Origin of the sequence: Pseudomonas sp. BP11-1-1 (assembly GCF_052112105.1) — a bacterium.
Taxonomy (GTDB): Bacteria; Pseudomonadota; Gammaproteobacteria; order Pseudomonadales; family Pseudomonadaceae; genus Aquipseudomonas; species Aquipseudomonas alvandae.
This window is the reverse complement of sequence record NZ_JAUTYU010000021.1, coordinates 20,626-44,783: the sequence shown is the minus strand read 5'-3', so window position 1 is coordinate 44,783 and position 24,158 is coordinate 20,626. Positions and strand designations below refer to the sequence as shown.

Annotated in this window: 27 protein-coding genes; 14 read left to right on the top strand and 13 right to left on the bottom strand. The window is 61.5% G+C overall.

Going from position 1 to position 24,158, the window contains the following annotated elements; all coding sequences use genetic code 11:
• Positions 1 to 24 precede the first annotated feature (24 nt).
• Both Q7C33_RS25475 and Q7C33_RS25470 read right to left on the bottom strand, forming a co-directional pair.
• Entirely contained in the window at positions 25 to 426 is a 402-nt protein-coding gene (locus Q7C33_RS25475; protein ID WP_407684330.1) for a MerR family transcriptional regulator, read from the bottom strand.
• A 206-nt stretch (positions 427 to 632) separates the two neighbouring features.
• Complete coding sequence (locus Q7C33_RS25470; protein ID WP_030140076.1) at positions 633 to 1,565, bottom strand: LysR family transcriptional regulator; 933 nt, start codon at positions 1,563 to 1,565, stop codon at positions 633 to 635.
• Positions 1,566 to 1,741: 176 nt separating this feature from the next.
• Between Q7C33_RS25470 and Q7C33_RS25465 the strand changes: the two genes are divergently transcribed.
• Entirely contained in the window at positions 1,742 to 2,971 is a 1,230-nt protein-coding gene (locus Q7C33_RS25465; RefSeq protein WP_030140077.1) for an acyl-CoA dehydrogenase, read from the top strand.
• A 169-nt stretch (positions 2,972 to 3,140) separates the two neighbouring features.
• Here the strand turns inward: Q7C33_RS25465 and Q7C33_RS25460 are convergent, their stop codons facing one another.
• The 5 genes from Q7C33_RS25460 to Q7C33_RS25440 form a co-directional block, all read right to left on the bottom strand.
• Entirely contained in the window at positions 3,141 to 4,010 is an 870-nt protein-coding gene (locus tag Q7C33_RS25460; protein ID WP_030140078.1) for an isocitrate lyase/PEP mutase family protein, read from the bottom strand.
• A 164-nt stretch (positions 4,011 to 4,174) separates the two neighbouring features.
• Positions 4,175 to 5,209 carry an arginine N-succinyltransferase gene (gene astA, locus Q7C33_RS25455; RefSeq protein WP_030140079.1) on the bottom strand — a complete coding sequence of 345 codons (1,035 nt, stop codon included), beginning with the start codon at positions 5,207 to 5,209 and terminating at the stop codon, positions 4,175 to 4,177.
• Positions 5,210 to 5,270: 61 nt separating this feature from the next.
• On the bottom strand, positions 5,271 to 6,287 hold the full coding sequence (locus Q7C33_RS25450) for an arginine N-succinyltransferase (RefSeq protein ID WP_323155071.1): 1,017 nt from the start codon (positions 6,285 to 6,287) through the stop codon (positions 5,271 to 5,273).
• 103 nt (positions 6,288 to 6,390) lie between these two features.
• A complete protein-coding gene (locus Q7C33_RS25445; RefSeq protein WP_217861608.1) occupies positions 6,391 to 7,143 on the bottom strand; it encodes an N-formylglutamate amidohydrolase in 753 nt (250 codons plus the stop codon).
• Positions 7,136 to 7,339: a hypothetical protein gene (locus Q7C33_RS25440; RefSeq protein ID WP_407684329.1), complete on the bottom strand. Its 204-nt coding sequence runs from the start codon at positions 7,337 to 7,339 to the stop codon at positions 7,136 to 7,138. The genes Q7C33_RS25445 and Q7C33_RS25440 overlap by 8 nt, the downstream gene beginning before the upstream one ends.
• Positions 7,340 to 7,634: 295 nt before the next feature.
• Between Q7C33_RS25440 and Q7C33_RS25435 the strand changes: the two genes are divergently transcribed.
• Together Q7C33_RS25435 and cobF are read left to right on the top strand one after the other, a co-directional pair.
• Positions 7,635 to 8,198, top strand: coding sequence for a histidine phosphatase family protein (locus Q7C33_RS25435; protein WP_334597331.1), 564 nt, complete (start codon positions 7,635 to 7,637; stop codon positions 8,196 to 8,198).
• Positions 8,199 to 8,954, top strand: coding sequence for a precorrin-6A synthase (deacetylating) (cobF, locus tag Q7C33_RS25430; RefSeq protein WP_030140084.1), 756 nt, complete (start codon positions 8,199 to 8,201; stop codon positions 8,952 to 8,954).
• Positions 8,955 to 9,114: 160 nt separating this feature from the next.
• Here cobF and ftrA read toward each other — a convergent pair whose 3' ends face one another.
• Complete coding sequence (ftrA, locus tag Q7C33_RS25425; protein WP_030140085.1) at positions 9,115 to 10,074, bottom strand: transcriptional regulator FtrA; 960 nt, start codon at positions 10,072 to 10,074, stop codon at positions 9,115 to 9,117.
• Between the two features lie 102 nt (positions 10,075 to 10,176).
• On the opposite strand from ftrA, the gene Q7C33_RS25420 reads away from it, so the two are divergent.
• The 4 genes from Q7C33_RS25420 (at position 10,177) to Q7C33_RS25405 (ending at position 13,653) form a co-directional block, all read left to right on the top strand.
• On the top strand, positions 10,177 to 10,611 hold the full coding sequence (locus tag Q7C33_RS25420) for a rhodanese-like domain-containing protein (protein ID WP_217861611.1): 435 nt from the start codon (positions 10,177 to 10,179) through the stop codon (positions 10,609 to 10,611).
• Positions 10,612 to 10,875: 264 nt separating this feature from the next.
• A complete protein-coding gene (locus tag Q7C33_RS25415) occupies positions 10,876 to 11,655 on the top strand; it encodes an ABC transporter substrate-binding protein (RefSeq protein WP_030140087.1) in 780 nt (259 codons plus the stop codon).
• A 104-nt stretch (positions 11,656 to 11,759) separates the two neighbouring features.
• Complete coding sequence (locus Q7C33_RS25410; protein WP_198798050.1) at positions 11,760 to 12,872, top strand: succinylglutamate desuccinylase/aspartoacylase family protein; 1,113 nt, start codon at positions 11,760 to 11,762, stop codon at positions 12,870 to 12,872.
• 64 nt (positions 12,873 to 12,936) lie between these two features.
• Positions 12,937 to 13,653: an alpha/beta hydrolase gene (locus tag Q7C33_RS25405; RefSeq protein ID WP_030140089.1), complete on the top strand. Its 717-nt coding sequence runs from the start codon at positions 12,937 to 12,939 to the stop codon at positions 13,651 to 13,653.
• Between the two features lie 123 nt (positions 13,654 to 13,776).
• Here Q7C33_RS25405 and Q7C33_RS25400 read toward each other — a convergent pair whose 3' ends face one another.
• The gene (locus Q7C33_RS25400; RefSeq protein WP_030140090.1) at positions 13,777 to 14,364 is read right to left on the bottom strand and encodes a hypothetical protein; all 588 of its coding nucleotides are present in this window, start codon (positions 14,362 to 14,364) and stop codon (positions 13,777 to 13,779) included.
• 129 nt (positions 14,365 to 14,493) lie between these two features.
• Positions 14,494 to 14,772, bottom strand: a complete 279-nt coding sequence (locus tag Q7C33_RS25395) for a hypothetical protein (protein WP_030140091.1) — start codon at positions 14,770 to 14,772, stop codon at positions 14,494 to 14,496.
• 152 nt (positions 14,773 to 14,924) lie between these two features.
• Here Q7C33_RS25395 and selD point away from each other — a divergent pair, with 152 nt between their 5' ends.
• Together selD and mnmH are read left to right on the top strand one after the other, a co-directional pair.
• Positions 14,925 to 15,959, top strand: a complete 1,035-nt coding sequence (gene selD / locus Q7C33_RS25390; protein WP_030140092.1) for a selenide, water dikinase SelD — start codon at positions 14,925 to 14,927, stop codon at positions 15,957 to 15,959.
• On the top strand, positions 15,959 to 17,062 hold the full coding sequence (mnmH, locus tag Q7C33_RS25385) for a tRNA 2-selenouridine(34) synthase MnmH (protein WP_323155063.1): 1,104 nt from the start codon (positions 15,959 to 15,961) through the stop codon (positions 17,060 to 17,062). The genes selD and mnmH overlap by 1 nt, the downstream gene beginning before the upstream one ends.
• Before the next feature lie 154 nt (positions 17,063 to 17,216).
• Here the strand turns inward: mnmH and Q7C33_RS25380 are convergent, their stop codons facing one another.
• Positions 17,217 to 17,891: a histidine phosphatase family protein gene (locus Q7C33_RS25380; protein ID WP_407684345.1), complete on the bottom strand. Its 675-nt coding sequence runs from the start codon at positions 17,889 to 17,891 to the stop codon at positions 17,217 to 17,219.
• A 286-nt stretch (positions 17,892 to 18,177) separates the two neighbouring features.
• Between Q7C33_RS25380 and Q7C33_RS25375 the strand changes: the two genes are divergently transcribed.
• From Q7C33_RS25375 to Q7C33_RS25360, 4 genes are all read left to right on the top strand, one after another.
• Positions 18,178 to 18,876, top strand: coding sequence for a glutathione binding-like protein (locus tag Q7C33_RS25375; protein ID WP_198798052.1), 699 nt, complete (start codon positions 18,178 to 18,180; stop codon positions 18,874 to 18,876).
• Positions 18,873 to 19,724, top strand: a complete 852-nt coding sequence (locus Q7C33_RS25370) for a PhzF family phenazine biosynthesis protein (protein WP_030140096.1) — start codon at positions 18,873 to 18,875, stop codon at positions 19,722 to 19,724. The genes Q7C33_RS25375 and Q7C33_RS25370 overlap by 4 nt, the downstream gene beginning before the upstream one ends.
• A 116-nt stretch (positions 19,725 to 19,840) precedes the next feature.
• Positions 19,841 to 20,815 carry a porphobilinogen synthase gene (hemB, locus tag Q7C33_RS25365; RefSeq protein ID WP_198798054.1) on the top strand — a complete coding sequence of 325 codons (975 nt, stop codon included), beginning with the start codon at positions 19,841 to 19,843 and terminating at the stop codon, positions 20,813 to 20,815.
• A gap of 210 nt (positions 20,816 to 21,025) precedes the next feature.
• Positions 21,026 to 22,120 carry a DUF1615 domain-containing protein gene (locus Q7C33_RS25360; RefSeq protein ID WP_030140098.1) on the top strand — a complete coding sequence of 365 codons (1,095 nt, stop codon included), beginning with the start codon at positions 21,026 to 21,028 and terminating at the stop codon, positions 22,118 to 22,120.
• A 235-nt stretch (positions 22,121 to 22,355) separates the two neighbouring features.
• Here the strand turns inward: Q7C33_RS25360 and Q7C33_RS25355 are convergent, their stop codons facing one another.
• A complete protein-coding gene (locus tag Q7C33_RS25355; RefSeq protein ID WP_407684328.1) occupies positions 22,356 to 22,790 on the bottom strand; it encodes a phage infection protein in 435 nt (144 codons plus the stop codon).
• A 193-nt stretch (positions 22,791 to 22,983) separates the two neighbouring features.
• Between Q7C33_RS25355 and Q7C33_RS25350 the strand changes: the two genes are divergently transcribed.
• Positions 22,984 to 23,613, top strand: coding sequence for a glutathione S-transferase family protein (locus Q7C33_RS25350; RefSeq protein WP_198798056.1), 630 nt, complete (start codon positions 22,984 to 22,986; stop codon positions 23,611 to 23,613).
• A 1-nt stretch (position 23,614) separates the two neighbouring features.
• On the opposite strand, the gene Q7C33_RS25345 is transcribed toward Q7C33_RS25350, so the two are convergent.
• Positions 23,615 to 24,151, bottom strand: a complete 537-nt coding sequence (locus Q7C33_RS25345) for a PqiC family protein (RefSeq protein WP_030138499.1) — start codon at positions 24,149 to 24,151, stop codon at positions 23,615 to 23,617.
• Positions 24,152 to 24,158 lie beyond the last annotated feature (7 nt).

The window sequence follows — 24,158 nt, the reverse complement described above, 5'->3', positions numbered from 1 at the left end:
CGCTCCCACAGGGTAACTGTTGTGTTACTGGACGATTTCCTCGCCCTTGAGCGTCTGTTCCAGCGCCTGGATGCAGCGTTCCTCGGCGGTGTCCAGCTCCAGCTTCATCTGTTCGATATCCAATAGCTGCTGTTCGAGCTGCTCACGGCGCTCGGCGATTTTCGCCAGCATGCTGTGGAGTTGTTTCTGGTTGCCGCTGCTGGGGTCGTACAGTTCGATCAGCTCGCGGCACTCGGCGAGGGAAAAACCAATGCGCTTGCCACGCAGGATCAGTTTCAGGCTGACCTTGTCCCGCGGTGAGTAGACACGCTCCTGGCCACGGCGCTCCGGGCTCAACAGGCCCTGTTCTTCGTAGAAGCGGATGGCGCGGGTGGTGATATCCAATTCGCGGGCGAGGTCGGAGATGCTGTAGGTCTGGCTGCTCATGGAAGCGCTCGAAACGAAAGAGATTGGCGCTAAGCTAAAGGCAGGTTGACGTTCACGTCAAGCAGTCGCGGGTGTGTTGCTTGCGCGGGTCTCTTCGCGAGCAAGCCCGCTCCCACAGGTTTTGCGTCGTACACAAATGCAGCGTGCACTCAGGACGAATGTGGGAGCGGGCTTGCTCGCGAAAAACGATGGCGCGGTTTATAGCCTTACACCACCCTATCGAGCTTCTTCTCATGGGCGGTCACCTGCTGGCATAGCTCGATCATCTGTTCGCGCATCCAGCGGTTGGCCGGGTCCTGGTCAGTGCTTTCATGCCAGTAGAGATGGGTTTCCACCGGCGGCACATCGTTGACGGGCACGTGGACCGCATGCAGATCGTGGCGGCGGGCAAAACGTTCAGGAACCGTCATGACCATGTCGGTCTGCTGCAGCACCTGGGAAGCCATCAAATAATGTTGCGAGCGCAGGGCAATCTTGCGCTGGATGCCTATTTTGCCGAGGGCCAGGTCGACATAACCCAGGCCGTTGCGGCGACTGGATATATGCACGTGGGTCTGGGCCAGGTAATCGTCAAGACTGAGCTTTTCCTTGCCTGCCAAAGGATGGCCCTTGCGCATGGCACACACGTAACGGTCTTCCAACAACTTGACGTGGCGCACCTGCGGATCGGTGTTGAGCGGCGCATCGACCGCGAAGTCCAGGCGCCCGGCGGCCAGTTCCTTGGTGGTTTCCCGGCGCTTGGACAGGAAACTCTCGATGGCCACGGTCGGCGCCAGTCGGCGCAAGCGCTGGAACAGCGGCGGCAGGATCACGCCTTCGGTGAGGTCGGTCATGCTGATGCGGTAGGTCTTGACGGCTTGCAGCGGATTGAAAATCCGGCTTTCCTGCACCGACACCCGTAGCAGCGACAAGGCGTTACGTACCGGCCCGATAATATTCTGGGCCATCGGCGTGGGCACCATCCCTTGGGCGGTGCGCACGAACAGTGGGTCGTTGAAGGTCTCGCGCAAGCGCGCCAGGGCATTGGACACGGCCGGCTGAGTGATACCGACGATCTGCCCGGCGCGGGTCAGGTTGGCTTCGGTGTAGATGGCATCGAAGACAATGAAAAGGTTGAGGTCGACCTTGCTCAGATTCATGGCGCTGCACTCTTATTCTTGGGCTTGTATGAGGTGCCGGGTGGCGATGCAAATCAGTGAACCATATATCGGTGATGAATGTTAATACACGCCGAGAATAGGTTAGGTAAATTTTCGTAGCTCAACTAGCATCGATTCCATGACCTAAAAACAACCTCTGCCAGAAGGTGCTGCCGATGGATTTTGCCTACTCCCCCAAGGTTCAGGAACTGCGCGAGCGCGTCACGGCGTTCATGGATGCCTACGTCTACCCGGCCGAAGCGGTGTTCGAGCGCCAGGTAGCGGAAGGTGATCGCTGGCAGCCCACGGCCATCATGGAAGAACTCAAGGCCAAGGCAAAAGCCGAGGGCTTGTGGAACCTGTTCCTGCCGGAATCCGAACTGGGTGCCGGCCTGACCAACCTGGAATACGCGCCGTTGGCGGAAATCATGGGACGTTCGTTGCTGGGGCCGGAGCCGTTCAACTGCTCGGCGCCGGACACTGGCAACATGGAAGTCCTCGTGCGCTACGCCAATGAAGAACAGAAGCAACGCTGGCTCGAGCCGCTGCTGCGGGGCGAGATCCGCTCGGCCTTCGCCATGACCGAGCCGGACGTCGCCTCTTCGGACGCCACCAACATGGCCGCCCGCGCCGAGCGTGATGGTGATCAATGGGTGATCAACGGCAAGAAATGGTGGACTTCAGGTGCCTGCGATCCGCGCTGCAAAATCCTGATCTTCATGGGCTTGAGCAACCCCGACGCGCCACGCCATGCCCAACACTCGATGATCCTGGTGCCGGTGGACACCCCCGGGGTAAAAATCGTCCGGCCATTGCCGGTGTTCGGCTACGACGATGCGCCTCACGGTCATGCCGAAGTGCTGTTCGATAACGTGCGGGTGCCGTACGAAAACGTCCTGCTGGGTGAAGGCCGCGGCTTTGAGATTGCCCAGGGGCGCCTGGGCCCGGGGCGGATTCACCATTGCATGCGCTCGATCGGCATGGCGGAACGCGCCTTGGAATTGATGTGCCAGCGCGCCGTCAGCCGCACCGCATTCGGCAAACCGCTTGCACGCCTGGGCGGTAACATCGACAAGATCGCCGACTCGCGGATGGAAATCGACATGGCGCGCCTGCTGACCTTGAAGGCGGCGTACATGATGGACACCGTCGGTAATAAAGTGGCGAAGAGTGAAATTGCCCAGATCAAGGTCGTTGCGCCTAACGTGGCCTTGAAAGTCATCGACCGGGCGATCCAGATCCACGGCGGCGCCGGGGTTTCCAACGATTTCCCGCTGGCCTATATGTATGCCATGCAACGCACCTTGCGCCTGGCCGACGGCCCGGATGAAGTCCACCGCGCTGCTATCGGCAAGTTCGAGATCGGCAAATATGTGCCCAAGGAGATGCTGCGTAGCGGGCGCTGAAAACTTTTTCTAATGAGACAGGCCCCATACTCTCGGTGGGAGCGGGCTTGCTCGCGAATGCGGTGTATCTGCAAAGAACATGTCGCTTGGCACTCCGCCTTCGCGAGCAAGCCCGCTCCCACAGGGGTACATCCGACAGGGCTTCGTTGCGAAGCCCGTGGTCGTCAGTTCACTCCTTGACGCTCATGTATTCCTCGGCCCAACGGATATATTCCTCGGGCTGGGTGTAGGTGTGGGTCAGTTCGGTGGCGCTCAGGTCTGATGCCTGGGTAAAGATCTGACGCTGCTCCCGCAGGCTGTCATAGGTGGCCTTGATCGCGGCAAAATAGGCGCCGTGGCCATCGATCGTGACGCGAACGCCCAGTTCGGCCAGGCGTTTATCATCCCGCAGCAACGGATTGCCATAGGTCACGAGCATCAAGGGGACGTTCAGGTTTTCGCTGATCTGCTCCAAATGCTCGAAGTCTTGCACGCCCACCATGCAGATCCCGTCCGCGCCGGCCCGTTCGTATTGCCGGGTGCGGCTGATGATTTCCTGGACCGGCAGGATCCCGGCATTGGTGCGGGCAATGATCGCCATTTCCGAATCGACCCGTGCCTCCAATGCCGCGCGGATCTTGCCGACGCCTTCGGCCACGCTGATCAGGTCGGTGGATTTGCGGCCAAACTGGGCTGGCAGCAAGGTGTCTTCGATAGTCAGCGCAGCCACGCCAGCGCGCTCGAGTTCGATGATGGTACGCATCACGTTCAGTGCGTTGCCGTAGCCATGGTCGGCGTCGGCAATGAACGGCAACTGGGCCACGCGGCCAATGCGAGTCGCCTGCTCGGCAAATTCACTGAGGGTGATCAATGCGAAGTCCGGCGCGCCCAATACCTGCAACGACGCCACCGAGCCCCCCAGGATGCCCACTTCGAAACCCAGGTCAGCGGCGATGCGCGCCGACATCGGATCAAACACCGAGGCGGTGTGATAGCAGGTCTTGGAAGCCAGCAATTGGCGAAAGCTGCGACGCAAATCTTGATGGGAAAGCCTGGACATATGAGATCCACCAATGGAATGGAAAGGCTTGAGCAAAAGTGTCAACGCCGAAAGATCCAAAGGCTATCACGTGGCAAGCGCAGAGATGATGACGAATGTGTATAGGCGATGCCGTTATGGCATCAGGCCAGAGCCCGCCGGCTGGGAAGCCTGTAACACGCCGCTTACGCTGCAACCGCTCGTTGTCCCTGCCAGGGCAATGTCACGGCGCGTACGGTGTCGCCCGGCTGCACTTGCAGGCGTTTGGCGGTGACGCGGTCGACGAGCAGGCTATGGCCGTGTTGATGGGCGCGGGCGCTGGTGACGCGGCAGTTTTCCAGGCGTCGGTTATGAATCAGCCAGGTCGGGGCCTGTTCGTCCGGTGTACCGATCGCCAGCGTCAGCGGCTGGCTGTCGCGCACGCTACGGATCTTCGACACCGGCGCCTCGACCACCGGGCCGCCGTCGAAAATATCAATGTATCCCTTATGGGCGAAACCCTCGGCACTGAGGATTTTCAAGGCCGGTTCGGTGTTGGGGTGAGCCTTGCCAATCACGGCCTGGGCTTGTTCGGTGAGCAGGCAGGTATACAGCGGCTGACGCGGCATCAATTCGGCGATGAATGATTTGTTACCCATGCCGGACAGCTGATCGGCGTAGCTGAAATCCTTCTGGAAGAAGTGCCTCCCCAGGCTGTCCCAAAAAGGCGAGCGGCCCTGTGCATCGGCGTGGCCGCGCAGTTCGGCAATCAGCTTTTCGCCAAACAGGCTGGGGAACTCGGCGACGAACAACAAGCGCGCCAAGGACAGCAGCCGGCCGTTATGGCCCCGACGCTGCTCGGGCCGCAGGAACAACGAGCAGATTTCCGATTGCCCGGTCATTTCATTGTTGAGGAACAATGTCGGGATCTGCCGCTGGATGCCCAGTTCAGGCGCTGAACTGACCGTCACGCCGACGCGATAGTTGTACCAGGGTTCACGAACCCCGACGGCCCCGGTCAGCGCGCTGATGCCCACCACTTGCCGATCATCGTCCTCGAGCACAAACAGGTAGTCGGCATCAGCCCGTTCGACCTGTCCGGCGAAGGTACGCTGGGCCCAGCGCAGGCGATGCGCCAGGCGCTCCTCGTTGGCCGGCAAGCTGGTGAAGCCCGGGCCGGCGCAGCGGGCCAGGTCCAGTAACGCAGGCAGGTCTGTCAGGGCGACGGGACGGACGATCATGAAGCGGCTCCTTCTTCATGCCCGGCGCGGTGTCGAGGGGCGGCATGCAATTCGATCGATCTCACAGGCTCACCACTCGGATCCGCTCACCCTCGGTGATTCCCAGCGCCACCAGCATGTCAGGGTGCAGTGCCACCGGGCCCTCGCCGCTGACGTCCAGGTCGGCGATGATGGCCCGATAACCCGCGAGGCCATCGTTGCTCACCAGATACCGCCCACGGGCATCGATTACTCGGCTTTGCCGGGTGATGACCGAGCGACTTTGGACGATCGAGCGAATGTTCGTGGTTCGACCGTGCAACGTCGGCCCACCGTCGAAGAGGTCCACATAGCTGTTGGTTTCGAAACCCTCGCGCTCGAGTATGTCGAACGCCTCCTGGCCGTCGGGGTGCACCCGGCCGATGCAGGCCTGGGCCGCCTCCGGCAACATCGGCACATAAATCGGATACTGCGGCATCAATTCAGCGAGAAAGGTGCGGCTCTGCAGGCCGCACAGGCGTTCGGCTTCGGTGTAGGGCAGGTCGAAGAAGTGCTGGCCGATGGCGTCCCAGAACGGAGAGCGGCCGTCTTCACTGCTGAAACCGACGATTTCCGTAATGACCGATTCGGCAAAGCGCCGGGGATGAGCGCCAATGAACATCAGCCGCGCCCGGGACAGCAACTCCGATTCCGGGGTGCGCACGCGAGTCGCGTCGATGTGGAAACCGCGCAGCAATGTCTGGCCGCTGAGGTCCTGGCACAACGACAGCGCCGGCACGCCGTGGTGGATGTTCAGTTCCCGGGACTCGCTGGAAAATGGTCGGTGGCGAAGGCTGAAGAACGGTTCGGTGCAACCGGTGCTGGCGATGATCTCCGAACAACCCACCAAGTGGCCGGACGCGAGGTTCTGCAAGACAAAGAAATAGTTTTCCCCGCCCGGCGCCTGCACGTCCGCTTCGAACGAGGCACACGAGCCGAGGATTTTCTCCCGCAGGCGATCCGTGTCGTCTGGAAGCGAAGTGACACCCACCAGGCTGTCGCGGGCCAGTTGCTGCAGTTGCGGCAAATCGGATAACTGAACTGGACGTAAGGCCAGCATGGATTGCACTCCTGTTCCAGAGAACCCGATGATCTACACCGGGCTTGACGATCACTGTCGATGTCCACGCGTTGAAGCTGAAAACTGATTGATCACCGTCGCGTCATAGCAGCGGTGCGAGATAGGCGCTCCAGGTCCGTATCGATTCTGGACTGCGCAGCAGGTCATTGCGCACTTCGATCAATACCGAATCGAGGCCGCGTCCGTCGCCGTGTACCGGTACTGTCATGTCACTCAGGGGGCTGACTTTGTAGGGCTGGTTACCGGCGGCCCGCAGCGAATGTCTTCCCAACCCTTCGACGATGCGCCGGGCATATTCCCCGGCGTCGCCAAACAGCACCCCGGCCTCGAGGGCGCGCGGTTGGCCGTAGAACACCGGTGTGAAACTGTGAATGCCCACTACCCGCACGGTCCGCTTATCCGCCAGGCGCTGGTCGATCAACGCCTTTAACTGATCATGAAATGGATGAAAGAGGCACCGCTGCCGGTATTCGCGCGTAGCGTCGTCCAGGGACTGGTTGCCGGGAATCTGATAAATCTCACTTTGGGCCGGGATGCTGTCGGCGACGTGAAGTGGACGATTCAGGTCGATCAACAGCCGCGAGTAGTTGGCGGACAGCAACGTTGCGCCGAGGGTTTCGGACAGCCGTTCAGCCAGGGCCAGGGCGCCGATATCCCAGGCAATATGTTCCTGGGCGGCCGTTTCATCCAGGCCGAGGTCATTCAGCGCGCTTGGGATGAAGCGGCTGGCGTGTTCGCATACCAGCAGCAACGGATGATCGGAATCTTCCCGCAGCAATCGGAAAGCAGGCTTGGTGTACAGACCCGCCTCAGCACATTCAATGGATTCACGCATAGTGTTTACAAGGCTCGGCAAATGACAGCGTCTGGGTCGAGGCCAATTTCCGGGCGTTAAAGGCGAACCAGGTCCCAGCCAACAGGCCGGGCAAGGCTTCGAGTACAGCCTGATCGCGCGGCGGTCCCATGACCTGGCGTTCCGATGGCGTCAAAACCAGGCATGGATCGGTGATCCGGTCTCTGGAGAGAGGCATCCGTGCTCCTTGCCTGGATGAGTGTCGAAATCTTTCATAACGCTCAAAATAGTATTTGGGCAGCAGGTGCTACGTGTCCAGAGGTTTTTACGTTCCGTTTAAAAAGCCAGAAAGTATCTACAGAAGCCTTGTAGGACAAGGGTTTGGCTGGAGCGTCGTCATATGTCAGGCATAGCCTTTTTCAGTGTCGGAAATTACGCCTTTTTGTCTCGGTTATTTGATTTCATATAAGGTGCTGTACAAGAAAATCAGGGATTGTTCCTGCCATGACTCTTCGCCAAACCGAGTATCCCGCGTGCAAGCCACTCGCCTGACCCTGATGTGCCACGGCCGCACCGCCGCCCAGAAAGCCGCGCGTTTCGGTTTGGATGAACCCTTGGATACCGGCTGGCTGGCGAAGCGCCCTGGCGTCGGGCGTGAGTACCGTAACGTCCGCCATCTGCTATGCGGGCCGGAGCTGCGGGCACGTCAGACGGCCGCGCTGCTGGGTGACGAGCCGCAGACGATCCAGGCCCTGGCCGATTGTGATTTTGGCCAGTGGCGCGGATTGTCCGTTGATGAATTGCTCAAGACCGAACCGCAACTGCTTCAAGCCTGGCGCGACGACCCGGATGCCGCACCCCATGGGGGTGAGTCGGTCTCCCGGCTGTGCCGCCGCGTCGGTGATTGGCTGGCAACCCTGGAAAACACACCGGGCCACTACCTGGCAGTGACCCATCCGTTCGTGATTCGCGCCGCGCTGGTGAATGTGCTGGGTTGTCCCATGGCCACGCTCAACCGGATCGACATCGAACCGCTGGGCGTCGTCGACCTGCGCTTCAACGAAGTCTGGCGATTGCGCCTACAGGAGCCAGCGTAAGTGAAGAAATTATCAGTGATAGGCATCGGCGCCGGTGACCCGGATCACCTGACGATGCAGGCGGTGAAGGCCTTGAACCAGGTGGATGTGTTTTTTCTCATGGACAAGGGGCCCGCCAAGGAGATGCTGCTGGATCTGCGCCGCGAAATCTGTCAACGCTACATCATCGGTCGTACCTACCGTTTCGTCGAAGCCTACAGTCCAGAGCGCCAACGCGACGACACGGACTACACAGCGAGCGTCGAAGCATTGAACCGTGCGAAGCAGACCACCTTCGAAAGGTTGATCGATGAAGAGTTATCTGACGGGCAGCATGGCGGTTTCCTGGTGTGGGGCGATCCGTCGTTGTACGACAGCACCTTGCGCATCCTGCAGGCGATCCTCGACGCGGGACGCTGTGCCTTCGAATTCGATGTGATCCCCGGCATCACCAGCGTCCAGGCCCTTGCGGCGAAGCATAAAGTGCCGTTGAACACGATTGGCGGTTCGCTGGAGATCACCACCGGACGTCGGTTGGCGGCGGGGCAGGTGGGCGACGCGGCAAGCGTCGTGGTGATGCTTGATGCCGGGGATGCCTACCAGTGCGTGAGCGATCCCGATACGCGGATCTATTGGGGCGCCTATGTGGGAACGCCAGATGAACGGCTGATCGCCGGGCGGTTGGGCGACGTGGCCGACGATATCGAGCGCACGCGTAAGGCGGCGCGAGAAGAGCATGGCTGGATCATGGACACATACCTGCTGCGCAGGCGTTGATTGCAGATTCGATCCAACCGTGGCGAGGGAGCTTGCTCCCGCTGGGTTGCGCAGCGACCCCGACATCTGACAGTCATACGCTTAATCTTGCGCCTGCTTCGCAGTTGAGCGGGAGCAAGCTCCCTCGCCACAAAGGTATGGCCTTGGACGCGGCGCATCTTCAGCCCCGGCCAAACCGCTCCCGATACACCGATGGCGCCACGCCTACCACGCTGCGGAACGCTACGCGAAAACTTTCCACCGAACGATAGCCACATAGCTGGGCGATGTTGTCGGTGTTGTCTGCGGTGCTTTCCAACAGTTCCCGGGCCCGGGCCAAGCGTTCATGTTGCAGCCAGGCCTTGGGCGATACACCGCAGGCTTGGGTGAAGCGGCGCAGGAAGGTCCGTTCGCTCATCGCCGCGCGGCTCGCCAATTCGCGCACGCCCAGCGGTTCGTGGAGATGCTCGCGGGCCCACTGCATGACGCTGGACAAATCACCGCGTGGCGTGCGGCTGACCGGTGAGGGGATGAATTGTGCCTGGCCGCCGGTGCGTTGTGTCGGCATGACCAGCCGACGCGCCACGGCATTGGCGACCTGGGCACCGAAGTCCCGGGCTACCAGGTGCAGGCACGCATCGATGCCCGCGGCGCTGCCAGCGGAAGTAATGAGCTGGCCCGAGTCGACATAGAGCACATCCGGGTCGACCCGAATGGCAGGATAGCCTTGCGCCAGTTCGTCGGTGTAGCGCCAGTGCGTCGTTGCCGCCAAGCCATCGAGCAGTCCAGTGGCCGCCAGGACGAACGCCCCGGAGCAGATCGACAGCAAGCGGGCACCGCGGGCGTGGGCACGGCGCAGGACGAGGAGCAGGGCATCGGAGGGCGGTTCGCTGCGGCTGCGCCAGCCTGGCACGATGATGGTCCGGGCGGTGTCGAGCAGCTCCATGCCGCCATCGGCCAGGACTTGGAAGCCGCCCATGGCGCGCATCGGACCGTCGTCGACGGCGACGATGCGGTGCTCATACCAGGGGAAATCGAACTCGGGCCGGGCCAATCCGAAGATTTCCACGGCGACACCGAATTCGAATGTGCACAAGCCGTCATACGCGAGGATGGCGACCAGGCCGGGAGCAGGCTGCATTTGGCGGAAAATTCCCACAGAGTGTCTTGTGCGCCACTGTAGCGGTTAGCGTCGGGGGGATAAAGTCTGTTCCAGTCTTCATTTGTCCCGGAGTAACCACGCATGACCAGTCTTGTTAGCGAAGTGCCTGCTGCCCCATCCGACCTCGCCCTGCAGCATTTCAGCCGTCGCCTGATGTTCGAAACCGATTGTTCCGATGTGCATGCCAGCCAAGCGGCGGGCACCATCGATTTTGTCCTGGTGGACGTGCGCGGACCGCTGGCTTACGAACGCGGGCATGTGCCAGGGGCGATAAATCTCCCAACCCGGACCCTCACCGCCGAGGCGTTGGCGGCCTACCCCAAGGCCACGCTGTTCGTGGTGTATTGCGCCGGCCCGCATTGCAACGGTGCGAACAAGGCCGCGGTGCGCCTGGCAACGCTGGGTTACCCGGTCAAGGAAATGATCGGCGGGGTCATGGGCTGGCTCGATGAGGGTTTTCGCCTGACCGGTTCCGTCGAGCGCGTGGCGGAAAAGGCGATCAGCTGCGATTGCTGAAAGCTTGCTCCCGCTGGGCCCTGTAGGAGCTGGCGAAGCCTGCGATCTTTTGATCTTTGATCTTTTGAAAAGATCGCAGCCTCGTTTCACTCGGCAGCTCTACGCAGCTCCCAGGCAGTATTTCTATAACTATTTGTCGCTTCGACGTAATTTCCCTCCTGGGTGCATCTCTAGACTCCGGGCCACTTCGGTTTTCATCGACCGAACGCTGTTTCCGATTCTGCCTATAACGATCAATAAATACCTGCGCACTCAGGAGCAAAAATGAAGAAGCTAGCCATGTTCGGTGCCCTCGCACTGTCCGTATTGTCATTCTCGGCCGTGGCCGAAGACGCCAAGCCGATCCGTCTCGGGATCGAGGCGGGTTATCCGCCGTTTTCGATGAAAACCCCTGATGGCAAGTTGGCCGGTTTCGATGTGGACATCGGCGACGCGCTGTGCGCACAGATGAAGGTCAAGTGCACGTGGGTCGAGCAGGAATTCGACGGCCTGATCCCGGCGCTGAAGGTCAAGAAAATCGACGCGATCCTGTCGTCCATGACCATCACCGACGATCGCAAGAAAAACGTCGACTTCACCATCAAGTACTACCACACCCCGGCGCGTTTCGTGATGAAGCAAGGCTCCGACGTCAAGGACCCGCTGACCGAGCTCAAGGGCAAGAAAGTCGGTGTGCTGCGCGCCAGCACCCATGATCGCTTCGCAACCGAGGTGCTGGTGCCAGCGGGGATCGACCTGGTGCGCTACGGCTCCCAGCAGGAGGCCAACCTGGACATGGTTTCCGGTCGCCTCGACGCGACGCTGGCCGACTCCGTCACCCTTGACGAAGGCTTCCTGAAGACCGACGCCGGCAAAGGCTTTGCCTTCGTGGGGCCGACCTATGAAGACGCGAAATACTTCGGCGGCGGCGCCGGTATCGCGGTGCGCAAGGGCGACCAGGCGCTTGCCGAGAAATTCAACGCTGCCATCACCGAAATCCGCGCCAATGGCACGTACAAGAAAGTCCAAGACAAATACTTTGCCTTTGACGTCTACGGGCATTAATCGCTGACGTCACCAGGTGGCCCGCCGCTGACCCGGCCGGCCACCTTTTTCATGGGCGATTGTCTTACCCTGCGCCTGTCGAGAAACCGATATCTGGAGAGCCTATGCAACGCATCGACCATACCTTGCCCTGGAGCCACCTGGGCACGGAACGTTCGCTCAGCGTGTTTTGTTACGGCCACGGCCCGCGCAAGGCGTATATCCAGGCCAGCCTGCACGCCGATGAATTACCCGGCATGCGCACGGCATGGGAATTGAAACAACGCCTCAACACGCTTGAAGCCCAAGGCCTGCTCAAGGGCGTGATCGAACTCGTGCCGGTGGCCAATCCGATCGGCCTGGACCAGCACCTGCAAAGCGCCCACATGGGGCGTTTCGAACTGGGCAGTGGCAAGAACTTCAACCGATCCTTCGTTGAACTCAGTGCCCCGGTGGCGCAGCGCGTCGGTGAACGCCTCGGGGATGACCCGGCCGCGAATATCACCTTGATTCGCCAGACCATGATCGAGGTGCTGGATGATCTCCCGCCGCCCCCGTCTCAGCTCGAAGCCTTGCATCGGCTGTTACTGCGCCACGCTTGCGACGCCGATGTCACCCTGGACCTGCACTGTGATTTCGAGGCTGCGATCCACTTGTACGCCTTGCCGCAACAGTGGCCGCAATGGCGCTCATTGGCCGCGCGGTTGAAGGCTGGCGTGGCGTTGCTGTGTGAAGATTCCGGCGGCAGTTCGTTCGATGAGTCTTGCTCGACGCCGTGGTTGCGCCTGGCGAAGATTTTTCCGCAAGCAGCGATTCCACCGGCCAACCTGGCGACGACGCTGGAACTCGGCAGCATGGGCGACACCCGGGTGGAGCAGGCCCAAGCCAATTGCGAAGCCATCCTCGGGTTCCTGGCGGAACAGGGCTTTATCGGCGGTGACTGGCCGGCCGCGCCGCAAGCGTGCTGCGAAGGTTTTCCATTCGAAGGCACCGAGTACCTGTTCGCGCCGCACCATGGCGTGGTCAGCTTTTTGCGCGAAGCGGGCGAATGGGTGGAGCGGGGCGATCCACTGTTCGAAGTGGTCGATCCGTTGAATGACCGGGTCACCGTTGTTCCTGCCGGCACGTGCGGGGTATTGTTCGCACTGGATCGCGGACGCTACACCCAGCCGGGCATCTGGCAGGCGAAAGTCGCCGGGCGCGAGCCGATTCGGGCGGGGAAATTGATCAACGACTGATGAGTGCGGTCTACCTCACCGCACGGTCGTTGCCGTGCGGCTATCCAATGATGGAGGAAGACTGATGCTCAAAGCGTTCGCCCTGTTTCTGCTGCTGGTATCCGTCGGCGTGCAGGCTCAACCTTCGCTGCATACCGACTTGCCACTCAACTACCTGGCCCGCGCTGACGAAAAGGCCGGGAACCGACCGCTGGTGATTTTCCTGCACGGGTCGGGCAGCAACGAAGAGGACCTGCTCAGGCTTGCGGACGAACTGCCCGAGCACTACAACTACCTATCGGTGCGGGCGCCCAAGGCTATGGAGCCGGGGCACTACCAGTGGTTTGCGAAAAAGGGCGAGGGTGCGTACGACGGTGACACATCCGACCTGAAGGCCAGCGGCCAGATGCTCCTGGAGTTCATCGACAAGGCCCGGGCCAAATACCCGACTGATGCGAGCAACGTCTACCTGGTGGGGTTCAGCCAGGGGGCGATGATGAGCTACGAAGTCGCCTTGCGACACCCCGAAGCCGTTGGCGGTATTGCCGCGATGGGCGGGCGGGTCCTGCCGGTGCTGCGGGCCGAACTGACCCCCGATGAATCGCGGCGGGCGCTCGCGGTGTTCATCGGTCACGGAACAGTGGATCCGATCATTCCCTACCGTGACGGCACCGACGCCGACACATTCCTCAAGACCCTGGCCCTGGAGCCGGAATTCCATGCCTATCCAGGCCTCGGCCACAGCATCAGTGCGCAGGAAGTGAAGGATCTGCGGGCCTGGCTGGAGCGCCTCAATCCCTGATATGCACCCCGGATCCCTGTGGGAGCGGGCTTGCTCGCGAAAGCGGTGGTTCAGCCGGAGTCGATGCTGAATGTGCCGCCGCCTTCGCGAGCAGGCTCGCTCCCACAAAACTGCAGCAAATCATCACTTGCCGCTGGCGATCTGCTTCACCAGCGCTTCATGACCGGCCTGGTCGCTGGCCCTGGAAATGATCTGCACCACGGCCATGCGCGTGCCGGAAGCGCCGATCAACGTGGTATCCAACGTTGGCCCGCCACCCTGCGTGGCCTTGGTATCGAGCTGACGCAGGCCCAGGCCCGTGGTTTTCTGGGTCAGGCTCTGTTCGCCGAGGATCTTGGCATCCGGTAGGGCCTTGGTTTTCTGGACGGCGAAGTTGGCGAAGGTGGTATCCAGGAAGGCGGTGTCGTTGTCCTTCACATTCGCCCCGTCGACCAAGGTGTTTTCGGCCGTGATCACCACCGTTCTGGTGGTGGCATTGCTGTACATCGTACCGGCGGCCCCGGCGGTCCCCTGCGCCACATCCCCGGCGGACAAGGGCGTCGCCGTGAAGCCCTTGGGCAGGCTGAAGCTGAATTTGCCGCCCAACATCGAGATCTTCTGGACGGGCGCTTGCGCCACGGCCTTGGGCTGGGCAGCCAGCGCAGGCAATGCGACGAGGCTGGCGATGGCCGTCAGCAGCAGGGCGGCGGCGTTTTGACTCAGCGATGACATTCAAATGCTCCACGGGTGGTCGTGCTTGAGGACCGATCATCCCATGGTCGTCGCCCCGGACTCCACTGCGCTGATCAAATGCAAGCGCGAACGCACTCCGTGATGGCTAGGGACGCCGGCCGGGGCGGCTCAGTCCGGTTCGACGTCCAGTTGCAGGCTGTCGTCGGCCAGGCGCTCGGTACGCCGGACGATGCCGCTGATGCGCCGGCCTTCGGCGCGGAACACCACGATTTGGGCTTTCGCCAGGTCTTCGGGCAGCGGCGGGCGTACATGCAGGGCAAACCACGGCGGCTCGCCATCGTCGAGACGCTTGACCTCGAATTGGCAGTCGACGCTTTTGGTCTCGCGGCCGAACAGCGTGTCGAGACCGTAATCAAGATGATTGTTTGCGGCGGGTTTTGGGTCCATCGGCAATCTCCTGTGGGGGCTCGGCTATTGTTCAAGTGAGTCTTCCCACGGCGGAAAAATTCCGTCGGATGCGCTGCGAATGATCGCGACTGGCGGTGGACGGTGGGGGTTGCTGGTAGAATCACCCACCTTGACTTACGAGAGGTATGCCCATGAGCGAGCCGATTCGCCTGACCCAGTACAGCCACGGTGCCGGTTGCGGCTGCAAGATTTCGCCCCAGGTGCTGGAAGTGATCCTGGCCGGCAGCGGCGCGCAGAATCTTGACCCCAAGCTTTGGGTGGGCAATGCCTCCCGGGACGATGCGGCGGTCTACGCCATCGACGAGGAGCGCGGGGTGGTCTCGACCACCGACTTCTTCATGCCGATCGTCGACGATCCGTTCGACTTCGGCCGCATCGCCGCCACCAACGCCATCAGCGATATCTACGCCATGGGCGGCGATCCGCTGATGGCGATTGCGATCCTCGGCTGGCCGGTCAACGTCCTGGCCCCGGAAGTCGCCCGGGAGGTGATCCGCGGTGGTCGCTCGGTGTGCGATGAGGCGGGCATTCCCTTGGCGGGTGGGCACTCGATCGATGCGCCAGAGCCGATTTTCGGCCTGGCAGTGACGGGGCTCGTGCAGAAGCGCCATATGAAACGCAACGATACCGCTGTCGCCGGGTGTCGCCTGTACCTGACCAAACCCCTGGGTATCGGCATCCTCACCACGGCGGAAAAGAAAGGCAAGCTGCGCGCCGCCGACGTGGGCCTGGCCCGCGATTGGATGTGCACGCTCAACAAGCCCGGCAGCCGTTTCGGCAAGCTCGACGGCGTGGCCGCGATGACCGATGTCACGGGCTTCGGCTTGCTCGGGCACTTGGTGGAGATGGCCGATGGCAGCCAGCTCACCGCGCGCATCCGTTATGACGCGGTGCCGCGCTTGCCGGGCGTCGAGTATTACCTGGACCTGGGCTGTGTACCGGGCGGCACGTTGCGCAACTATGACAGTTACGCGAGCAAGGTCGGCCGTGTCCAGGAGTTGCACAAGCGCGTGCTGTGCGACCCGCAGACCAGCGGCGGCCTGCTGATTGCCGTCACGCCAGAAGGTGAAGGCGAATTCCTGCAGGTCGCCGCCGAGCTGGGCCTTGCACTGGAGCCGATTGGCGAATTGGTCGAGCGACAGACCCACGCGGTCGAGGTGTCTTGATGCCCAACGACATTACCGATTACCGCGATATCTTCCTTAACGATCGTCCGATGATGGATACCCGTGCGCCCGTCGAGTTCGTCAAGGGTGCATTCCCCGGTGTGGTCAACCTGCCGCTGATGACCGACATCGAACGGCAACGGGTTGGCACCTGTTACAAACAGCAAGGACAGCAGGCCGCCATTGTCCTGGGGCATCAGCTGGTCTCCGGTGAAACCAAGGCCCAGCGCATCCAGGCCTGGGCCGACTTCGCCCGGTCTCATCCGGACGGGTTGCTCTATTGCTTCCGTGGCGGCTTGCGCTCGCAAATTGTCCAGCAATGGCTCAAGGACGAAGCCGGTATCGACTACCCCCGTGTCGGCGGCGGCTACAAGGCCATGCGTACCTTTTTGCTCGAAACCGTCGAGCAGGCCGCAACCCAGTGCGACCTGGTCTTGCTGGGTGGCATGACCGGCACGGGCAAAACCGAAGTGCTGGCGCAACTGCCCAATGCGCTTGACCTGGAGGGTTGCGCCAACCATCGCGGTTCGAGCTTTGGCAAGCGTGCCACCGGACAGCCGTCCAACATCGATTTCGAGAATCTGCTGGCGGTGGATGTGCTGAAAAAACGCGCTGCCGGCGTCGAGCAGTTCGTGCTGGAAGACGAAAGTCGGATGGTGGGCAGCTGCGCCGTCCCGCTGCCGTTGTACCAGCGCATGCAGCAGGTGCCGATGGTCTGGCTGGAAGACAGCCTTGAGCGGCGGGTCGAGCGAATCCTGCAGGACTACGTGATCAACCTGTGCGCCGAGTTCATCAACGTGCATGGCGACGAAGGTTTCGCTTTGTTTTCCGAGCGACTGCTGTCGAGTCTCGGCAACATTCACAGGCGCCTGGGTGGCGACCGTCATCGGCGATTGATGGACATCATGGAAGCCGCCCTGGGCGAGCAGGCCAGCACGGGTGCCGTCGATTTGCATCGCGGCTGGATCGAAGGCCTGCTGCGCGAATACTACGACCCGATGTACGTGTTCCAGCGGGAGAAGAAGGGCGGGCGGATCGAGTTCGCCGGGGAGCGGCTGGCGGTGTTGGAATATCTGACTGAGCGCGCCGCTCGAGGCGGATGAGGCAGTACTCTTTAGCAAGGGCACCGAAGCATTGTGGGAGCGGGCTTGCTCGCGAATAGGCCCGCATGTTCAACATCATCGCTGACTGTTACGCCGCCTTCGCGAGCAAGCCCGCTCCCACAGTCAGGGTTCGTCGACACATCGAGTTGGCGGTTTAGGTCGGGCACGTCTCCTGCCCGTTATCCAGCCCTTGCTTGTAGCTCTGGCTGGTCAGGCTGGCCTTGCCGTTGTGCCAGGTCAGTGTCAGCACGTACAGCGAATCGAAATCGCTCGACGCCCAGTCATCGGTGATCTTGAGCCGCTTGCCCACCGCTTCGCCCGCGACCTTGTTGATCAGTTCCGGCAAGTAGCCGTGGGACCAGGCGGTGTAGATGGTGGCGTTGTGGTATTTGTCGTGCAGCAGTTCGTCGGCCAGGTCGCTGGTGTCGTTGGCTGAATATTCGATGTTCACCGGCAGGCCCAGCTTGATGGCGCTGGGGCTGATGGTCATCAGCGGGCGGATGTAGCTGTAGGAATTGTCCAGCTCACCCTCTTCGACATTCCGGGTAGGGTTGGCGGCGAATACGTAGTCGGCCTTGCCGAATTTTTCCGGCAACAAGGTCGCCAGGTCGATGGCGCGATTCAGCCCTTGGCAATTGAGCTGGCCCAGGCCTCCGGCGGGTTTCTCGGCGTGGCGCAGGAACACCAGGGTCTGCACGCCATCGGCTGGCTGGGCGCGGCTCACGCTGGATTCCAGTGACAACACCAGTCCACAGACTACCAGTAGCGTCGGCAGCATCAGCCACGAACGGCTTTTGAAGTAACGGGCGAATTTCTGTGGCTTCATCATAGGCATCTTCGGTTTCGATTCAGGCTGACAAACCCCGGCACCACGAAGCCTGAGGGCTTGGGTGTTTCCCTGTCGTTACGCCGCTTCGATTCCTCGGGGCAGTTCTCTGAGTCCCTTTCCGCCCGTTGGTTCGATCCTGGCCGGTGCGCTGTGTTGTAACGGCATCCCGCCAGAGACTGAAGCGAATGTTAGCGACAGGATGTTGCGGATTTAAGAAGGGCGACGGCCAAAAGCCGATCAGCTGATTTATGCTTCAGCTTTCTGACTGACACTTGGAACCCATTTCATGCCCAACCTGACCCCGTTCCCCATCACTCAAAAATGGCCGGCCCAGTACCCTGAGTGGATTCAGCTCTACTCGTTGCCAACCCCCAATGGGGTTAAAGTCTCGATCATGCTCGAAGAGACCGGCCTGCCCTACGAGCCACATAAAGTCGACTTCGGTAACAATGACCAGTTGTCGCCTGAGTTCCTGTCGCTGAACCCCAACAACAAGATCCCGGCGATTCTCGACCCCCATGGGCCGGGGGATCAGCCGCTGGCGTTGTTCGAATCGGGGGCGATCCTGATTTACCTGGCGGACAAGAGCGGTCAACTGCTGGCCCAGGAATCGGCGGCGCGCTACGAAACGATCCAGTGGCTGATGTTCCAGATGGGCGGGATCGGGCCGATGTTCGGGCAGTTGGGGTTCTTCAACAAATTCGCCGGCAAGGATTACGAAGACAAGCGTCCGCGCGACCGTTATGTCGAAGAAAGCAAACGCCTGCTCAAGGTGCTCGACGGCCGACTCCAGGGCCGGGACTGGATCATGGGTGAGCGCTACACCATCGCCGATATCGCCACGTTCCCGTGGGTGCGCAATTTGATCGGGTTCTACGAGGCGGGTGATCTGGTGGGCATCCAGGACTTTCCCAACGTGACACGGGTGCTGGAGCGCTTCCTGGCGCGACCGGCAGTGGCTCGCGGCCTGAAGATTCCAGAATGACGACGACGCGTCGATTCGATTTCAAGCAGCTGGACGTGTTCAGCGAAGCGTCGCTCAAGGGGAATCCGCTGGCGGTGGTGCTGGGGGCCGATGGGATCAGCGAAGAACGCATGGCGACTTTCGCCAACTGGACCAACCTCAGTGAGACCACGTTCGTGCTGGCGCCGCAGCACCCGGAAGCCGATTACCGGGTGCGCATCTTCACCACCTCGACCGAATTGCCGTTTGCCGGGCATCCGACCCTGGGCAGTTGCCACGCGTGGCTGGAAGCCGGGGGCGTGCCGAAAGGGCAGGAAATCGTGCAGGAATGCGGTGTCGGGCTCGTCAGGATTCGCCGCAGCGACTATGGCCTGGCCTTTCTGGCGCCGCCCTTGCTCAAGTCCGGCCCGCTGGAAGTCGACGTGCTGGAGCGAGTGCGCAAGGGGTTGGGGCTTCCAGCCGAGGCGATAGTCGACGCACAGTGGGTCGACAACGGCGCCGGTTGGTTGGCCTTGCTGCTCAAGGATCGCCAACAAGTCTTGACGCTCAAGCCGGATTATTACCAATTGCGTGACCTGGCCGTAGGGGTTGTTGCGCCGTGGGATCCGGAGGTGGATGGCGATGCCGCTCAATTCGAAGTGCGTGGGTTCATCGCCGGCGATGGCATGCCGGAGGATCCCGCCACCGGTAGCCTGAATGCCGGGCTCGCCCAGTGGATGCTGAGCAAGGGCTTGGCGCCCAGCGCCTACGTGGTCAGCCAGGGCGTGACCATGGGGCGGGCCGGGCGGATTCATGTCGAGCGGATCGGCGATGAGGTCTGGATTGGTGGTGCCGTGGTGACCTGCATCAATGGCGTGTTGACGCTCTGAGCGGATTATTGCCTTGCCGGTAACACTCTGTTTTCCCGCCGATGTTTGTGCCCTGGCCGGCCAGGGCATAAGCTTTGCTCCCTGTGATCGAGCCCCATTTTTACCCCAGGAGTCCCATGTCCAGCCACTTCCCCGAAGCACGTCCACGTCGTCTGCGCCGCAACGCAAGCTTGCGCAGCCTGTTCCAGGAAACCGAGTTCACCCTGAACGACCTGGTACTGCCGATCTTCGTCGAAGAAGAAATCGACGATTTCGTGCCGATCAAGAGCATGCCCGGTGTGATGCGTATCCCCGAGTCGAAACTGGCTGGCGAAATCGAGCGCTATGCCCGCGCCGGCATCAAGTCGGTGATGACCTTTGGCGTGTCCCATCATCTGGACAGCGACGGTAGCGACACGTGGAGTGAGCGTGGCCTGGTGTCGCGCATGGCCGGGATCTGCAAGGACGCCGTGCCGGAAATGGTCGTGATGTCCGACACTTGCTTCTGTGAGTACACCGATCATGGCCACTGCGGCGTGCTGCACGGCCATGAAGTGGATAACGACCGGACCCTGATCAACCTGGGCAAGCAGGCCGTGGCGGCAGCGCGTGCCGGTGCCGATGTCATCGCGCCGTCAGCGGCCATGGACGGACAGGTCCAGGCCATTCGCAGGGCCCTGGACGAGGCGGGCTTCAGCCAGACGGCCATCATGGCGTATTCGACCAAATTCGCCTCGGCGCTCTACGGTCCGTTCCGCGAGGCGGGCGGCAGCGCCTTGAAGGGCGACCGCAAGAGCTACCAGATGAACCCGATGAACCGTCGCGAAGCGCTGCGCGAGTCGTTGCTCGACGAGCAGGAAGGCGCCGATGCGCTGATGGTCAAGCCGGCCGGGGCCTATCTCGACATCATCCGCGACATCCGCCAGGCGTCGAACCTGCCGTTGTCGGCCTATCAGGTCAGCGGCGAATACGCGATGATCAAATTTGCCGCCCAGGCGGGTGCCATCGACGAAGCTCGGGTGGTGCGTGAAAGCCTTGGCGCGATCAAGCGGGCAGGGGCGGACCTGATTTTCACTTACTTCGCCATGGACCTGGCGTTGAGCGGGATCTGATCAGGCATTCCACGCAGGGATGGACCGATGTGGGAGCAGGCTTGCTCGCGAAGCGGTATGCCAGTGCAGAAGGTAGTGACTGACACTCCGCATTCGCGAGCAAGCCCGCTCCCACAGGATCTTCCTTGTCATTCATCTGTTTCCCTTCAGTAGCCTCCCTGGGCTTTTGGTCGTATGGTTGCTCCCGAACAATGGATCTGATGGAGCACCATGCAATTCACTCGATTGACGATCAGTCTCGCCGCCTTGCTGGCCCTGGCCGGTTGCGGCACGCGCCAGGCCCAGGAGCCAGAGCGCCAGCCTGCCGAAGTCAAGGCGCAGATCGTTCGGTTATTGCCGGCCAAGACCGCTGACCGAGAAGGCTGGGCCAGCGATATCTACGTCGCCTTTTCGGCTCAACAGATCCCGCCGACCACCCAGAACATTTGTTCGGTACTGGCGGTGACCGAGCAGGAATCGACTTTCCAGGCCGATCCCACCGTACCGGGACTGGGCAAGATTGCCCGGCAGGAAATCGACCGACGCGCGGCGAAGGTTCATGTCCCGGGACTGCTGGTCAGCGCCGCGCTCCAGGTGCGCTCGCCGAATGGCAAAAGCTACAGTGATCGTCTCAGTGCGGCGCGAAGCGAGAAAGAACTCAGCGCGATTTTTGATGATTTCATCAGTATGGTGCCGCTGGGCAAGACGCTGTTCGATGGTTTCAATCCGGTGCACACGGGTGGCCCAATGCAGGTCAGCATCGCATTTGCCCAGGCCAATGCGCGGAATTATCCCTACACGGTGGATGGCTCGATTCGGCGGGAAGTGTTCAGCCGTCGTGGCGGCATGTATTTCGGCGTTGCCCATTTGTTGGGGTATCCGGTGAGCTACACCGAGCCGCTGTACCGGTTCGCCGATTTCAACGCCGGTTGGTACGCCAGTCGCAACGCGGCGTTCCAGCACGCGGTGAGCCGTGCTTCGGGCATCAGCCTGGCCCTGGACGGCGATCTGATCCTGCATGACTCAATCATGCCCGGCAGCACGGAGCTGGCGGTTCGCACGTTGGGCAAGTCGTTGGGGATGCGCAACCCGACCATCCGCGATCAGTTGGAGTTGGGGGACAGCCTGGCGTTCGAGGACAGCAAGCTCTACAAGCGTGTGTTCGAACTGGCTGAAAAGGCCGAGGGCAAGCCGTTGCCTCGGGCGGTGCTGCCGGGGATCGTGCTCAAAAGTCCAAAAATCACTCGCAAGCTGACCACCGCATGGTTCGCCAAGCGCGTGGACGAACGTTACCAGCGGTGCATGGCGCGGGCTTCGGGACGCTAAACCGCTGGCCATGAAAAAGCCCGGCGGATAAGGCCGGGCTCTTGCCGGGGTAATGTTGTTCGCTTGGGGTAAGCGATGAACCTGTGGCGAGGGAGCTTGCTCCCGCTGGGGCGGTCCGACGCTTCGGGCGGCCCCTTTCTTGTGAGCGCTTCGCGCTCAAGCGGGAGCAAGCTCCCTCGCCACGGATTCCATTGACCACTATTCGAGACTGCTTCAGGCACCGCCGACAGGCCACTCATGCACGGTTCTGAGCCAGACGATCGGAACCACCTTCAGCAACGCGGCGTTCCAGCAGACGGTCTGCACCGCCTTCAGCGACGCGGTTTTCGATCAAGCGGTCGGAGCCACCTTCAGCGACGCGGCGTTCCAGCAGACGGTCGGAGCCACCTTCAGCGACGCGGTTTTCAATCAAGCGGTCGGAACCACCTTCAGCGACGCGGCGTTCCAGCAGACGGTCGGCACCGCCTTCAGCGACGCGGTTTTCGATCAAGCGGTCGGAGCCACCTTCAGCAACGCGGCGTTCCAGCAGGCGGTCGGCACCGCCTTCAGCGACGCGGTTTTCGATCAGGCGATCAGAGCCACCTTCGGCAATGACGGGTTGGGAGGAGGCGGCGAATACGTTGGCTGCCAGGACCGAGAAAGCGAAGCTGAGGATGATTTGGCGTTTCATGATGGTGTGCTCCGGGGGTTGTTTGTTTGTGTGGGGCCATTGTTGCGCCGGGCACCGGTCAGGAGAACTTCATTGAAATGATGGTGAACATCGATGGCGGTGATAGCTGCTCGGGCTGTTGTCAATGAGCTTGATGGAACGCTGATGGGGCTGCGGGTTCTACCGGCTGAATCCCTTTGCAGGAGGCACGCATATGTATCAGCTGTTCGGCCACAGTCAGTCGGGTTCTTCTGCCGTGGAAATTGCCCTGTATCTGTGTGGGGTGCCTTACCGCCGGGTCGATACGTATTCGACCGAGGACAATGACGCGGCGAAAGAACTCGAGGCGTTGAATCCGCAGAAGCAGGTTCCGACCCTGCAACTGCCGGACGGCTCGGTCCTGACCGAGGCGGCGGCGATCCTGATCCACCTGGGGTTGTCTTTTCCGGAATCGAAGTTGCTGCCGGAAAACCCGGCCCAGCGCGGGCAGGTCATACGCGGCCTGGTCTATATTGCCGCCAATTGCTACACGCCCATCGGCATTATCGATTTTCCTGAACGCTGGTTGCCGGACGCGGACGAGGCTGTCCGGGAGCAACTGGTGGCAGGCACCAAGCAAAGGCTGTATCGCAATTGGGCATTGTTCGCCGATCAGTTTCCGGCGACACCGTTCCTCAGTGGTGCCGAGCCCGGGGCGCTGGATATCCTGGCGGCGGTGATCACGAAATGGGTCGAGACCCGTGAAGCGATGCTCAGCGCCCGTCCCGAGTTTTATGCCTTGCTCGAGCGCATCGACCGCCACCCCCGTGTCGCGCCGGTGCTTTCGCTCCACTGGCCTGGGTGAATCAAGGGCAGGCGTTGCGCGAGGCCGCTTGCCCGACGAGGTCGACAAACTGCCGGACGTTGTTCTGATGGCCCTTCACCAGGTCGTCGATATTGCCTGCGGCCGGCGTTTGCAAGCTGCTGCGACAGGTCAGGGTGCTGGCGGCGTTGCCAAGGCTGCGCAATCGCCATTGCACGTCCATGCGAGCGTACCGGCCGGGGATCGAGTCGAAGCGCTGCACGTCCACCCGTAGCAACCGCTTCGGCGCGCCGGGATTGCTCAGTTGTTCATCGAGGCTGCTGCGCAGTTCATCCGCCAGGCTTGAGCCCCACCATTCGGTCTCCAGGATCGCCAATCCGCTGTCGCCCTGGCGAATGACCATCTGGGTGCGATCCACCTGGGGCGGCACGCTGAGTTGCTCGATCTGGATATCCACCCCCGCGCGTGCCTGGCCGGCCGGTTGGGCCGGGCTCAGGGTGTGATAGTGAATGGGGTCGCTGCGGCAGGCACCGAGCAGCAGCGCCAGGGCGATCAACGAGCATCTCAGCGTCAGCGGCATCAGGCGT

Coding starts and splice junctions, on each gene's coding strand:
- Q7C33_RS25440 (WP_407684329.1), bottom strand. CDS start 7,339: ATGCCTCTCTCCAGAGACCGGATCACCGATCCATGCCTGGTTTTGACG.
- astA (WP_030140079.1), bottom strand. CDS start 5,209: ATGATCGTCCGTCCCGTCGCCCTGACAGACCTGCCTGCGTTACTGGAC.
- mnmH (WP_323155063.1), top strand. CDS start 15,959: ATGCCCAACGACATTACCGATTACCGCGATATCTTCCTTAACGATCGT.
- Q7C33_RS25475 (WP_407684330.1), bottom strand. CDS start 426: ATGAGCAGCCAGACCTACAGCATCTCCGACCTCGCCCGCGAATTGGAT.
- Q7C33_RS25410 (WP_198798050.1), top strand. CDS start 11,760: ATGCAACGCATCGACCATACCTTGCCCTGGAGCCACCTGGGCACGGAA.
- Q7C33_RS25450 (WP_323155071.1), bottom strand. CDS start 6,287: ATGCTGGCCTTACGTCCAGTTCAGTTATCCGATTTGCCGCAACTGCAG.
- Q7C33_RS25345 (WP_030138499.1), bottom strand. CDS start 24,151: ATGCCGCTGACGCTGAGATGCTCGTTGATCGCCCTGGCGCTGCTGCTC.
- ftrA (WP_030140085.1), bottom strand. CDS start 10,074: ATGCAGCCTGCTCCCGGCCTGGTCGCCATCCTCGCGTATGACGGCTTG.
- Q7C33_RS25465 (WP_030140077.1), top strand. CDS start 1,742: ATGGATTTTGCCTACTCCCCCAAGGTTCAGGAACTGCGCGAGCGCGTC.
- Q7C33_RS25395 (WP_030140091.1), bottom strand. CDS start 14,772: ATGGACCCAAAACCCGCCGCAAACAATCATCTTGATTACGGTCTCGAC.
- Q7C33_RS25405 (WP_030140089.1), top strand. CDS start 12,937: ATGCTCAAAGCGTTCGCCCTGTTTCTGCTGCTGGTATCCGTCGGCGTG.
- Q7C33_RS25460 (WP_030140078.1), bottom strand. CDS start 4,010: ATGTCCAGGCTTTCCCATCAAGATTTGCGTCGCAGCTTTCGCCAATTG.
- Q7C33_RS25470 (WP_030140076.1), bottom strand. CDS start 1,565: ATGAATCTGAGCAAGGTCGACCTCAACCTTTTCATTGTCTTCGATGCC.
- Q7C33_RS25380 (WP_407684345.1), bottom strand. CDS start 17,891: ATGATGAAGCCACAGAAATTCGCCCGTTACTTCAAAAGCCGTTCGTGG.
- Q7C33_RS25400 (WP_030140090.1), bottom strand. CDS start 14,364: ATGTCATCGCTGAGTCAAAACGCCGCCGCCCTGCTGCTGACGGCCATC.
- Q7C33_RS25445 (WP_217861608.1), bottom strand. CDS start 7,143: ATGCGTGAATCCATTGAATGTGCTGAGGCGGGTCTGTACACCAAGCCT.
- selD (WP_030140092.1), top strand. CDS start 14,925: ATGAGCGAGCCGATTCGCCTGACCCAGTACAGCCACGGTGCCGGTTGC.
- Q7C33_RS25420 (WP_217861611.1), top strand. CDS start 10,177: ATGACCAGTCTTGTTAGCGAAGTGCCTGCTGCCCCATCCGACCTCGCC.
- Q7C33_RS25375 (WP_198798052.1), top strand. CDS start 18,178: ATGCCCAACCTGACCCCGTTCCCCATCACTCAAAAATGGCCGGCCCAG.
- hemB (WP_198798054.1), top strand. CDS start 19,841: ATGTCCAGCCACTTCCCCGAAGCACGTCCACGTCGTCTGCGCCGCAAC.
- Q7C33_RS25350 (WP_198798056.1), top strand. CDS start 22,984: ATGTATCAGCTGTTCGGCCACAGTCAGTCGGGTTCTTCTGCCGTGGAA.
- Q7C33_RS25355 (WP_407684328.1), bottom strand. CDS start 22,790: ATGAAACGCCAAATCATCCTCAGCTTCGCTTTCTCGGTCCTGGCAGCC.
- Q7C33_RS25370 (WP_030140096.1), top strand. CDS start 18,873: ATGACGACGACGCGTCGATTCGATTTCAAGCAGCTGGACGTGTTCAGC.
- Q7C33_RS25415 (WP_030140087.1), top strand. CDS start 10,876: ATGAAGAAGCTAGCCATGTTCGGTGCCCTCGCACTGTCCGTATTGTCA.
- Q7C33_RS25360 (WP_030140098.1), top strand. CDS start 21,026: ATGCAATTCACTCGATTGACGATCAGTCTCGCCGCCTTGCTGGCCCTG.